Origin of the sequence: Streptomyces populi, from assembly GCF_002911015.1 — a bacterium.
Classification (GTDB): Bacteria; Actinomycetota; Actinomycetes; order Streptomycetales; family Streptomycetaceae; genus Streptomyces; species Streptomyces populi.
The window spans coordinates 62,546-74,289 of record NZ_KZ626868.1 but is presented as its reverse complement, the minus strand read 5'-3'; the positions used below and the strand labels follow the sequence as shown (position 1 = coordinate 74,289).

Annotated in this window: 13 protein-coding genes; 7 read left to right on the top strand and 6 right to left on the bottom strand. The window is 73.9% G+C overall.

The features are described from left to right. Positions 1-121: 121 nt before the first annotated feature. Both CW362_RS17255 and CW362_RS17250 read right to left on the bottom strand, forming a co-directional pair. Positions 122-925 (bottom strand): alpha/beta fold hydrolase, encoded by an 804-nt coding sequence (locus tag CW362_RS17255; protein WP_103550367.1) that lies wholly within the window; start codon positions 923-925, stop codon positions 122-124. Between the two features lie 109 nt (positions 926-1,034). Then, on the bottom strand, positions 1,035-1,847 hold the full coding sequence (locus CW362_RS17250; protein WP_206300976.1) for a putative protein N(5)-glutamine methyltransferase: 813 nt from the start codon (positions 1,845-1,847) through the stop codon (positions 1,035-1,037). Positions 1,848-2,286: 439 nt separating this feature from the next. Between CW362_RS17250 and CW362_RS17245 the strand changes: the two genes are divergently transcribed. Then, on the top strand, positions 2,287-2,712 hold the full coding sequence (locus CW362_RS17245) for a MarR family winged helix-turn-helix transcriptional regulator (protein WP_240657834.1): 426 nt from the start codon (positions 2,287-2,289) through the stop codon (positions 2,710-2,712). Between the two features lie 95 nt (positions 2,713-2,807). On the opposite strand, the gene CW362_RS17240 is transcribed toward CW362_RS17245, so the two are convergent. Continuing rightward, positions 2,808-3,578: a GNAT family N-acetyltransferase gene (locus CW362_RS17240; protein WP_103550364.1), complete on the bottom strand. Its 771-nt coding sequence runs from the start codon at positions 3,576-3,578 to the stop codon at positions 2,808-2,810. A 340-nt stretch (positions 3,579-3,918) separates the two neighbouring features. Between CW362_RS17240 and CW362_RS17235 the strand changes: the two genes are divergently transcribed. The 5 genes from CW362_RS17235 to CW362_RS17215 all read left to right on the top strand — a co-directional run bounded on the left by CW362_RS17235 (position 3,919) and on the right by CW362_RS17215 (position 7,686). Next, entirely contained in the window at positions 3,919-4,524 is a 606-nt protein-coding gene (locus tag CW362_RS17235; RefSeq protein ID WP_103550363.1) for a sulfite oxidase-like oxidoreductase, read from the top strand. Next, positions 4,517-5,278, top strand: coding sequence for a ferredoxin reductase (locus CW362_RS17230; RefSeq protein WP_103550362.1), 762 nt, complete (start codon positions 4,517-4,519; stop codon positions 5,276-5,278). Before CW362_RS17235 ends, CW362_RS17230 begins: the two co-directional genes overlap by 8 nt. 208 nt (positions 5,279-5,486) lie before the next feature. Continuing rightward, entirely contained in the window at positions 5,487-6,071 is a 585-nt protein-coding gene (locus CW362_RS17225) for an Rv1733c family protein (protein WP_103550361.1), read from the top strand. A 239-nt stretch (positions 6,072-6,310) separates the two neighbouring features. Further along, positions 6,311-7,276: an acetylxylan esterase gene (locus tag CW362_RS17220; protein ID WP_103550360.1), complete on the top strand. Its 966-nt coding sequence runs from the start codon at positions 6,311-6,313 to the stop codon at positions 7,274-7,276. 8 nt (positions 7,277-7,284) lie between these two features. Further along, positions 7,285-7,686 (top strand): nuclear transport factor 2 family protein, encoded by a 402-nt coding sequence (locus CW362_RS17215; protein ID WP_103550359.1) that lies wholly within the window; start codon positions 7,285-7,287, stop codon positions 7,684-7,686. 131 nt (positions 7,687-7,817) lie between these two features. On the opposite strand, the gene CW362_RS17210 is transcribed toward CW362_RS17215, so the two are convergent. After that, a complete protein-coding gene (locus tag CW362_RS17210) occupies positions 7,818-8,519 on the bottom strand; it encodes a hypothetical protein (protein WP_162684111.1) in 702 nt (233 codons plus the stop codon). Between the two features lie 91 nt (positions 8,520-8,610). After that, positions 8,611-9,516 carry an oxidoreductase gene (locus CW362_RS17205; protein ID WP_103550357.1) on the bottom strand — a complete coding sequence of 302 codons (906 nt, stop codon included), beginning with the start codon at positions 9,514-9,516 and terminating at the stop codon, positions 8,611-8,613. Positions 9,517-10,245: 729 nt separating this feature from the next. Here CW362_RS17205 and CW362_RS17200 point away from each other — a divergent pair. Beyond that, positions 10,246-10,971 carry a GntR family transcriptional regulator gene (locus CW362_RS17200; protein ID WP_103550356.1) on the top strand — a complete coding sequence of 242 codons (726 nt, stop codon included), beginning with the start codon at positions 10,246-10,248 and terminating at the stop codon, positions 10,969-10,971. Here the strand turns inward: CW362_RS17200 and CW362_RS17195 are convergent. Further along, positions 10,949-11,734 carry a class I SAM-dependent methyltransferase gene (locus CW362_RS17195; protein WP_103550355.1) on the bottom strand — a complete coding sequence of 262 codons (786 nt, stop codon included), beginning with the start codon at positions 11,732-11,734 and terminating at the stop codon, positions 10,949-10,951. The two genes, CW362_RS17200 and CW362_RS17195, sit on opposite strands and share 23 nt — an antisense overlap. Positions 11,735-11,744: the final 10 nt, after the last annotated feature.

The window sequence follows — 11,744 nt, the reverse complement described above, 5'->3', positions numbered from 1 at the left end:
GGAGGATCACTCGACGGAAAGCCGGCGAAGGCCCGGCACCGGCCTGCGGAGCGCTCGGCGCGGAACCGGAGGCGCGCTCGGCGCGGGCCGGAGGCGCGCTCGGCGCGGGCCGGAGGCGCGGTCAGCCGAGGGCCACCCGGGCCACGAGTTCGGCGACCGCGTCGGGCTGGTCGACCATCACCACATGGCCCGCGTCGGGGACCGGGACCATCGTCACGTTGGGACTGGCCTCCAGCCCGGCCCGCTCCTCGTCCGTGAGGCCGACCTCGTCACGGTCGCCGCGTACGACCCAGGCGGGCACGCCCGAGTCGCGGAGCCGGGGGACCAGGGTCCCGTACCGGTCCAGGTAGTCGAAGTAGTGCCGGATCATCCGGCGGCAGAACTCCGGATCGTTCTTCGCCAGGTCGGCGCCCAGCGCCTCGCGGCGGTCCGGGGGCAGCATCTGCCCCACGACCCGCGGTGTCGCCTTGACCATACCGATCCAGGTCAGCGCACCGATGCCCGGCACCCGCCCGAGGCCGTTGGCGATCGCGAGCGCCTTCGCCTCGTCGGACGCCGAGAACGTCGGGGAGAGCAGGACGACGGGTCCGGTGAAGTGCCCGCCGGCCGCCATCTCCAGGGCGACATTGGCACCGATGCTGTGGCCGACCACGACGCCGCAGCCCCGCTCCGCGGCCAGGGCGCCCGCCAGCGCCGCGTAGTTCTCCATGGAGAGATCGCGCGGCGGTGTGGTGCCCGCGTGCCCCGGAAGGGTCGCGGCCACCAGCCGCACCGGCGCGGCGGCGAGCGGCGGCGCGGCCATCAGGTCGCCGTAGAACGCGGTGCCGCACATCCCGCCGGGCAGCAGCAGGACGCGGCTGTCCGCGTCGGCGGGCCCCGACTCCTCGATGTCCCACGCGTCGAACCCCTCGGGGGTGCTGCTCATGCCGGGCCTCCCTCTGACACCTGCGGTCAGTGGAGTGTGGCGCGCGGGACGGGGCGATCGGCCGACCAGGGGCCGAACGCGGCATGTCGCCCGCGTCCGGCCCGCCCGGTCAGGGCTTCACGCCGATCACCACGTTGGCGTACCGCTCCTCCGAGACGGCCAGCCGCGCGATCAGCCCGGCGAGGGCGAAGGCCTCGACGGCCACGGGCGCCTGGCGCTCGCTCGTCTCGACGAGGAGGCAGCCGCCCCGGGCGAGCCAGCGCGGCGCCTCGGCGGCGACCCGGCGCGCGAGGTCCAGTCCGTCCGCGCCCCCGTCGAGGGCGACCAGGGGTTCGTGGTCCCGGGCCTCCGACGGCAGCAGGCCGACCTCGTCGGTCGGGACGTACGGCACGTTGGCGGCCAGGACGTCGACCCGGCCGCGCAGCGTGGCGGGCAGCGCCGCGAAGAGGTCCCCCTCGTGGACCTGGCCCGCGAACGGCGCGACATTGCGGCGGGCGCAGCGCACCGCCGCCGGGTCGATGTCGGCGGCGTGCAGCTCGGGGCCGCCGAGGGACGCGGCCAGGGCGGCACCGACCGCGCCCGAGCCGCAGCACAGGTCCACCACGAGGGACGCGCCGTGCGCGAGCGCCACGGCCTGCTCGACGAGGAACTCGGTACGGCGGCGCGGCACGAAGACGCCCGGGTCGAGACCGATGCGCAGACCGTGGAACTCCGCCCAGCCGAGGACGTGCTCGAGGGGCAGTCCCGCGACGCGCCGGTCCACCATCGCGGCGGCCTCGTCCGGCGTGCGGGCGGCGGAGCGGATCAGTTCCGCCTCGTCCTCGGCGAAGACACAGCCCGCGGAGCGGAGCGCGGCGACCATGGGGTCCGCCGCGTCAGGGACGTCAGGGAACGCAGGAACATCAGGAGAGAGGGGAGGCATGAAGCCGAGAGCCTTTCGACGGACCGAAGGGCGCTCCCGCGGCCACCGTCAGACGGCGGCCGCGTTGTCCGGAGAGGGGAGCACCCGACCTGGCACAGCGGTAATGGGTCCCACCTCCTCGGCAGTTCATCGGCCGATGCGGTCCACGGCCGGGACGGCCACACTAACAGCAACGATCAGTCGGCGGGCGCGGACGGCCACGATCGCGTGCCGTTCGCCCGCCACCGGATCCACCGAGGTCGACCTGCACCACTCTCGCACCTTCCGTCCCAAGTTGTACTATGCAACCAGGGCAGCCCGAGGAGGTCCTGTCATGGCATCCGAAGAGTCCGCCCGACGCGTCGACGGCGCCGGAGCGCCGGTCGAGGGTGTGACGGCCGAGGGTGTGACGGCCGGGGGTGTGACGGCCGACACGGCGGTGGAGACCATCCAGCGGGAGATGACCGTGTTCGCCCGCCGGGCCCGGGCGTCGGCGGAACGCATGCACCCCCAGCTGTCCCTGGTCTCGTACACCCTCCTCGGCCATTTGCAGGAGGTCGGCGGCTGCCGGGCCACGGACCTCGCCGCGCACTACTCGCTGGACAAGTCCACGGTGAGCCGTCAGGTGACGGCGCTGGACCGGGCCGGGCTGATCGAACGGCGTCTGGACCCCGAGGACCACCGCGTCCACGTCCTGCATCTGACGCCCGTGGGCACGGCGGTCCTCGCCCTGGTGACCCGCAGCCGCCGGGCGCTGTTCCGCGAGCGGCTCTCGGGCTGGCCCGAGGAGGACCTCACCCGCTTCGCCTCGTACCTGGTGCGCTACAACGCCGCGGCCACCGCCTACGGCACGGAGCAGCCGGAGGCGGGGCCGCCGGGAGACTGACCCCCGGTATTCCTACGGCCTCGGAGGTGGACTTGCCCCCGGACCGTACGGGGTCGCCGCACAGGCGGCGGGGCACCGCACCCGGCCGTGCGGTCTCAGCCCACACCCACGGTCCGGTCGTCACCCGGGCTCTCGGGCACCCGCGCGGCCATGAAGCGGACCTTGCGGCGCAGCCGGAACCCCAGGGACTCGTAGAGACGGATGGCACCGGTGTTGCTCGCGGCGGTGTGCAGGAACGGGGTCTCGCCGCGCTCACGGATGCCGTGGGCGACGGCCAGGATCAGCCGTGTGGCCAAGCCCTCGCCCCGGTGGGCGGGGTCCGTGCAGACCGCGCTGATCTCGGTCCAGCCCGGCGGGTGGAGCCGCTCGCCGGCCATGGCGACCAGGGCGCCGTCGCGGCGGATCCCGAGATACGTGCCGAGTTCGACGGTCCGCTGCTCGAAGGGCCCCGGCTGGGTCCGTTCCACCAGGTCCAGCATGTCCGGCACGTCGGCGGGGCCGAGCCGGACGGCCTCCGCGTCGGGCGCCGCGTCCAGCCCCTCGTCCACGAGCTGGACTCCGTCGAGGCTGAAGACCACCTCCCAGCCGTCCGGGGTCCGCCCGTCGAAACCGGCCAGCGGAGCCGCTCCCCCGGGCCCCACCAGGGCCGCCAGGTCGGCCCAGTCGGCGGCGTCCGGATCGTCGGGCAGCGCCAGCCACGGAGACACGTCCAGGGGGTAGCGCAGCACACGTCCGCGCCGTTCCGCGAAGTGCGCGTGGGGCCCGGTGAGGGCGCCGAGGGCCGGGTTGTCGAGAGGGTGACGGTCCGAGGGGGTCCCCTGCGTCTCCGGGCCCTCGAACCGTGTGGAGACGTGCACCTCGGTCATCTTGCTCCCTCACTCTCCTTCACCGTGGTCACCGGTCACCGCGGCCCCGCTCACCGGTCGTGCGTGTACGGGCCACCGGAGTCCGCTCCAGGGGCAAGGAAGATCGGGGCGCGGCTATTCCCGGGCTCCGGGAGAGTTCATACGGACGCAACGATCGGCGTCCGGTACCGGCTCGGAGCACGATCCATGTGCGCGTACCGTTGAATGGTCAAGCAGCGGTGTGCGCCCGGGACACGGCCCCGTGCCCGCACCGGTCACCCCCGATCCGCGGGCCGCCGTCCCCGGCGACCACGCTCGATCCGCGGGCCGCCGCCCCCGCGGCCCTGGAGGCACCACCCGTATGAACGTCACGCGAGGCTTCACCGGGCGCCCGCGCGTCCACAACGCCGGACTGCCGCCCGGCCAGTACGACGCGGGCGACGACTGGCCCGTCCTGTCCGCCGAGGTGACCCCGGACCTGGCGCCCGCCGACTGGACCCTGCGGATCGACGGCCTGGTGGCCGAGCCGCGGACCTGGGACTGGGAGCAGGCGCACGCGCTGCCCGCCTCGGCCTACGAGGGCGACATCCACTGCGTGACGAGCTGGTCGAAGTTCGGGGTGCGGTTCGGGGGCGTGTCCCTGGACACGTTCCTGGAGGCCGTACGACCGGACCCGGCCGCCACCCACGCGGTCGCGTACGCGCACACCGGGTACACCGCGAACCTCCCGCTGGCCGACCTCACCGGCGGTCGCGCCTGGATCGTGTGGGACTACGACGGCCGGCCGCTCCCGGCCGAGCACGGTGGCCCGGCGCGGCTGATCGTGCCCCACCTGTACTTCTGGAAGAGCGTCAAGTGGATCGCGGGCATCCGCGTCCTCGACCACGACGAGCCAGGATTCTGGGAACAGAACGGCTACCACGCCCGCGGCAACCCCTGGGAAGAGCAGCGTTACTCCGGTGACTGAGACCACGACCTTCGTACCGCCGACACGGTTCACCGTGCCCGGACGCATCGCGGTGGACACGCAGACGGCCACCACCTGGCAGACCGCCACGCTCACCGAGATCCGGCGCGAGACCCCGCACGCGTCGACGTTCCGGTTCGCCGTGCCCGCGTGGGCGGGACATCTGCCCGGCCAGCACCTGATGCTGAGGCTCACCGCCGGGGACGGGTACGTGGCGCAGCGCCACTACTCCATCGCCTCCTCGCCCGACGACACCGGTCACATCGAACTGACCCTGGACCACGTCGACGGCGGTGAGGTCTCCGGCTGGTTCCACACCGTCGCCCGGCCCGGCGACTCCGTCGAGGTCCGCGGCCCCAACAGCGGCTTCTTCGCCTGGCCCGGGGACCGGCCGGCGCTGCTCGTCGGCGCGGGCTCCGGTGTCGTACCGCTGATGTCGATGCTGCGGCACCACCGGGCACGGACGCTCGACGTGCCGCTGCGCCTCCTGGTCTCCGCGCGCAGCCCCGAGGAGCTCATCTACGCACGGGAGTACGGAGAGGAGACCACGACCGTGTTCACCCGCGCGGCCCCGGACGGCGCGCCCGTCGGACGTATGACCGCCGCACATGTGGCGCCCCTCCTGGCCGAGCAGCCGCCCGGCGGGTGGGAGGCCTACATCTGCGGTTCCAACGGATTCGCCGAGCGCGCCTCACGCCTGCTGGTGGAGGCCGGACAGCCGGTGGACCGGATCCGGATCGAGCGGTTCGGCTAGGGCTGCCGACCGGGTCGGTCGCGTGGCCCGGACATGTCCCCCGGATGTCTTTCGCGCACGCTGTCGCGGGAATCCGGGCCTCCGGGTGTAACCGGTCGCGGGCTGGGCAGTCGGGTGTGCGCCCGGGTGTCACGGGCGGGGACGGCCGGTGTCCCGCCGTCGGGGCTCCCGTTCGGGCCGGGACGGCGCGCGGCGGTGAGGAGGGGACATGCGAACCCGGATACGCGGCCGGCGCCGGCGCCACAATCCGCTGCGGCGTCGCTCCGACGTCGTCGAGGCGTGGTGGGCGCTGGCCGTCGGTGTTCTGATGCTCGTCGGGGCGCCGCTCGCGGGGGCGGGGGCGGCGTGGTGGGCGTACGACGGCGCGCAGGCGCACGCGGCGGCGCGGCGTGCCGCCCAGCACCACGTCCGTGCCGTACTGGTGGAGGACGCGCCCGCGACGGTGCCCTCGAGGCCGGGCGGCGGGAGGCGCTCGCTCTCCGCGCCGGTTCGCTGGACGGGGACCGACGGAACGGCACGGACCGGTCTGGTGCGTGTGCCCGCCGGTCTGCGGCGCGGTACGCGCATCGACGTGTGGACCGATGCCCGGGGCACGATCGTGCGCCCGGCGCCGAGTTCTTCGATGATCCTGCAACAGGCTCTGGCCCTGGGCGTCTTCACCGCCGCGGGCGCCGCCTTCGCCGTCTCGGTCGCGCATCTCTGCGTACGCCGGGCCCTGATGCGCCGCAGGCTGGCCCAGTGGGAGCGCGACTGGGCGCGGACGGAACCGGACTGGACCCGGCGGACGGCCTGAGGGGCACCGTACGCCGGAGCCTTCGCGGGCACCGCGCGCCGAGGCCCTCGCGGGAGGCGGCGAGAGGGAGCGCGGGCACGGGGGGCACCGTGCGGGGGCCCGCCCGGGAAGCTCCCGAGAAGCGGCGCGCCGCCGGACGGCCGGGGAGCCGTCCCCGGTCCCGGCGGGGCCGTGGCGGGCCCACGAGGACGGACGTACGGTGTGATCATCCGCGCTCGTGTGCCGAAAGGTGGTCCCTGATGGCCCTGTTCGACCTCCCGCTCGACGAACTCCGCACCTATCGCAGCGCGTCCACCGAGCCCGAGGACTTCGACTCCTTCTGGGCCGAGACGCTCAAGGAGGCCCGCGAACACGACCTCGCCGCCCGCTTAGAGCCGGTCGGGATCCCGCTGAGGACCGTCACCGTCCACGACGTCACGTTCGCCGGATTCGGCGGGCATCCGGTCAAGGGCTGGCTGACCGTGCCGGCCGGGGCTGACTCACCGCTGCCCACGGTCGTCGAGTTCATCGGCTACGGCGGCGGACGCGGGCTCCCGCACACACATCTGCTGTGGGCGTCGGCCGGCTTCGCGCACTTCGTGATGGACACCCGCGGCCAGGCGAGCACGTGGGGCGGCGGCGAGACCCCGGACCCGGTGGGCAGCGCGCCCGCCTTCCCGGGATTCATGACGCGGGGCGTCGAGGACCCCGAAACGTACTATTACCGGCGGCTGTTCACGGATGCCGTGCGCGCGGTGGAGGCGGCCCGCTCGCATCCCCTGGTCGACGCGGCGCGCGTCGCGGCGCTCGGCGGGAGCCAGGGCGGCGGCATCAGCATCGCGGTCGGCGGTCTGGTGCCCGACCTGGCGGCGATCGCCCCCGACGTACCGTTCCTGTGCGACTTCCCGCGCGCCACGACCCTCACGGACCGCGCCCCCTACCGGGAGATCGGCAACTACCTCAAGACCCACCGCGGCCGCACGGAACAGGTGCAGCGCACCCTCTCCTACTTCGACGGGGTGCACTTCGCCGCGCGCGGCCGGGCACCCGCCCTGTTCTCCGCGGCCCTGGAGGACCAGACCTGCCCGCCGTCGACAGTGTTCGCGGCCTTCAACGCCTGGGCGGGCGAGGACAAGCAGATCGAGGTGTACGACTTCAACGACCATGAGGGCGGCGGTCCTTACCAGCAGGCCGCGCAACTGCGCTGGCTGCCCGCCCGGGTCTGAGGCCCGCGATGGACACGACCACCGCGGCACGGCGCTTCGTGGCGGTGTGGGAACGGTCCTGGGCGGCCCATGACGTCGAGGCGATCCTGGAGCTGTACGCGGACACGTGCGTCCACCGGTCCATGCCGTTCCGGGAACCCCACCGCGGCAAGGACGAGCTCGCCGCCTACCTCCGCCGGTCCTTCGCGTCCGAGGACACGACCGACGTCCGCTTCTCCGAACCCCTGGTCGGCCAGGACGGCCGCGCGGTCGCCGAGTTCCGCGTCCTCGCGCGGGAGGACGGCCGTCCCACGACGCTCGCGGGCTGTGTCCTCGTCCGCTTCGACGCCGCGGGGCTCGCGGTGGAGACGCGGGACTACTGGCACAGCACCCCGGAGTCCGCACCCGCCCTCCCCTGGCGGACGGCCTAGAACGTCACCGGCGTACGTCGCAGCTTCCGAGGGGGAGCCGGACGGGACGGCCCCGGACCGGCAGGGGCCGGAGCCGTCCGTCGGACGGCCGTACCAGACAGAGGCGGCCGTGTCGGACAGAGACGGCCGTGTCAGAAGAGGCTGTCCCACCGCGCGTCCACGCTCCACGTGGTCGTACCCGACGCGTAGTCGGCGAAGAGCGCGGCCACCTGGTCCCTCTCGCTCAGCACGCAGCGGTAGTGGCGTTCCGGCGAACCGTCCCGGTGTTCGACGGCGAACCCGCCCGCGGAGAGGCCCGCGTTCGGGCCGTGACCGACCTGGAGGAAATGGCCGCTGCGCCCCTCCAGGATCAGGAACCAGTTGTCCTCGGACAGCCGGTGCACGGCACGTTCGATCACCTCGGGGTCCGCGTCCTCCACCTTCAGCCCGACGCACGGCTGGAGGCTCAGCGCGTCCGTCCCGCGCTGCGCGGGCGGACGGTGCAGCACCCGGGCCTGCGGGTCGAAGCAGACGAGTCCGTGCCGGCCCGCGAGGGCCACCACCTCGGGCGCCGTACCGTCAGCCCGGCTCCAGGACATGGGCATGATCACATGCGCGGCGGAGACGTCGAGGCCCGCCGTCCACGGTGACGCCTCCGCCCGCGCTCCGTCGCCCTCGGCGGCCGAGAGCTCGGGGAACCGCCCGGTCAGCTCCCGGTGGAACGCGGCCACGGCCCCGCTCGCGACGACTCCGGCCCCGGCGAGGTCACCGTCGCACAGCCGCTCGTACGTGCCGGCGGCGTCGGAGACCGGGATCCGCTCGGGCTCGAACCACACCGCAAGATCGAAACTCACGTCGCCTCCGTCCGCCGAACCCTGACGCGGCGAGCCTACGGCCGGCCACTGACAACACCCCCTCCTCACCGGAGTGCCGAGGCGCCTTTCATCACGGCGCCCCGCCTGCGGCCGGCGCTCCGAGCAACTCCTGTTCCTCCGGGGTCAGCCGCAGGGCCCCCGCCGCGATGTTCTCGTCCAGGTGGGCCGGATCGGCCGTCCCGGGGATGGCCAGCACGTGGGGCCCGCGGTGGAGGGTCCAGGCGAGCCGCACCTGGGCCGGTGTCGCGCCGTGGGCGCGGGCGACCGCGCGGACCCGGTCGTCCCGCTCCGGCCCGGCGGCCGCCTCGCGGCGCGGTCCGGAGACCGCGAAGAAGGGCACGAAGGCGATGCCGAGTTCGCCGCAGAGATCCACCAGTCCGCTCTCGTCGGCTCCGCGCGCGTCGAGCCCGTAGGAGTTCTGCACGCAGACGACCGGGGCCACGGACCGGGCCTCGGCGACATGCCCGGGGCCCACGTTGGAGAGGCCCAGGTGCCGGATCAGACCCGCCTCGCGCAGTTCGGCGAGCGCGCCGAAGTGCTCCGCGACGGAGTGCATGTCACGGCCGTTCCGGCGCAGGTTCACCACGTCGAGATGGTCCCGGCCGAGCTGCCGCAGGTTCTCCTCCACCTGACCGCGCAGCTGGTCGGGGCGGGCCATGGGGTACCACTCGCCGGACGGGTCGCGGCCCGGCCCGACCTTGGTGACGACGACCACGTCGTCCCTACGGGAGGACAGCGCGCGGTTGATCAGCTCGTTGGCCGAGCGCAGCGGGGAGAAGTAGAAGGAGGCCGTGTCGATGTGGTCGACGCCCCGGTCGACCGCCCGGCGCAGCAGGCGGACCGCGAGGTCGCGGTCGATCGGCGGTCCGTCCGAGTTCCCGGCCATGCCGTTGCCGGTCAGTCGCATCGCCCCGTAGCCGATCCGGTTGACCTCCCTGTCGCCCAGTTTCCACGTCCCGGCGTCCGCCGCGCTCACCGTGTCCCTCTCCCCTCGTCCCGTCGGACGGCCTTCGCGCCGTCCGGTTGGAGCCTGGAGTATGGAGCGGCCGCGGGGTCCTCCGACAGGGGTACGGGGTGGGCGGATCGTCACACCCGGTTCGGGAACCAACCGTCACCGCACGGCCGTTGGACCTGGTGAGAGACACCGGTACGGGATCCGGACCGGACGTGGCGGCCTCCGGACCTCGGCGTGCTCGGCGTGCTCGGCGTGCTCGGCGTGCTCGGCGTGCTCGGCGTGCTCGGCGGCAGAATCCCGTTCCCGGGCCCCAGGACGGCGCGGGCCGGCCACTGTTCGCCGCCCGGTGTCCACCCGCCGTTCCCCGGCGGCGTCCGAGGCCGCGGCGGGCTGTCGGCGCATGCCCCTCCCCGGCCCGAGCACGCGGCCGGCGGTTCGTATACACCGGGCCGAGGACTTTCGGACACGACGGGTCCGGCGGGTCTCACGCTCCTGGCGGCCGGGAAACGCGGCCCCGGCGAGGTGGGGGACGAGCCGCACGGGCCCGCGCATCGCAGTCGGCCCAAGGGAGTCGGCGCCCGGCGGCCCCCGGGCCCGCGCGCTCCGGTCCCGGCCCGTGCCGGGCAGGGGCGCGGACCGGAATCGGCCGAAGTCTTCGAACACCCTTTCCTGGTGGTTTAGACCAATGCTAGATGTGGTGGCGCACCGAGCTCACACGGCTACTTTTTGTCACCATCAGGAGGCGCGGTCATGGCCCGCACCACCCATCCGTCCGACCACGAACCGCTCTACGCGCAGGTCGCCGCACAACTGCTCGGCGAGCTGCGCGACGGGACCATCCCGCCCGGCGAACGCCTGCCGGGGGAACGCGAGCTGGCCACCCGGTTCGGCGTCAGCCGGGAGACCGTACGACAGGCGCTGAACATGCTGCGGCGCGACGGCCAGGTCTCCACCGACCGGCGCGGCAGCCACGCCACACTGTCCGGCACCGGCGCCGAGCACGTCCCGTCCCTCGACTTCCCCGTCGGCGCCCACACCGGCGAACCCGACGGATGCCGGCGGACGACCGTGACCTGGGAGACGCCCTCACCGGAACACGCCGAGGCCCTCGGACTCTCTCCGCTGCGGGCGACGCTGGTCCACCGCTACGAGTCCGCCGCGGCCGACGGCAGCGGGCTGCGCTCGGCCGTGACATCGTTTTCCGTCGTCGCCGTGACCGAGGTGGAGGAGCTCGCCCGCTACCGCGACCGCGCGAACGGCCACTCCTCGGCGCAGCTGTCCCGCGCCTACGACTGGATGCGCAAGGCGGGCCTGACCCTGCACCACCGGGACGCGATCACCAGGCTCCCCCAGTCGGTGCGGGTCACCCGGCGCGTGCACGACCAGTACGACCGGCCCCTGGAGATCACCGACCTGACCGTGGACGCCCGACAGGACGCGCTGGTCTACGAGTTCACGCTGCCGGCGGCGACGTAGGCTCCGGACGGTCCGCACGCGTGGCCACGACCATCCGGGCCCGCGGGCTGCCGTCCCGTCTGCGGCCGAACTCGGTCAGCGCGTGCAACTCCGTCCGGAATCCGGCCCGCGCCAGCTCCCGCTCCACGTCACCGAGCCGGAACGTGCGGTAGTACATGACGAAGGTCGGACGCCGGACGGCGTTGCGCACCCGCATCACCGTGTCGAAGCCCAGCAGGGCCCAGTACCCGAGCGAACCGGGCCGCGGCGGGGCCATGACCGGGAAGGCGAAGCGTCCGCCCGGACGCAGGACGTCGTGGACTCCGGAGAACAGGCCGGGCAGCTCGCGCGGCAGGAAGTGCCCGAAGGCGCCGAAGCTCACGACCAGGTCGAACGCCGGCCCGAAGGGCAGGGCACGGGCGTCCGCGCGCACGAGGGCGACCGGCGGTGAAGGGGTCCCGCCCACCGGGGGCGGCGAACCGGTGCCCCCGAGCCGCGAGCGTCCGACCGTGAGCATGCCCGTGCTGATGTCGACGCCGGTGACGCTCTCCCGGCACAGCCCCCGCAGGACCTCCGTGCCCGCGCCGGTACCGCAGCAGAGATCGAGCCCCGCGGCGAACGGCCCCATCGGCGCGAGCGCCTTCCCCACCGCTTCGAGGATCGCGTCCGGGGTCCGGAACGGTGTGTGGTCGAACTTGGGCGCGAGCAGGTCGTAGCCGTGCTCGACCGACGAGAGGGCCTGCACGGTCAGTTCGCGGAGGGTGGGACCTTGCGGGGTGAACACCTCGCCGAGC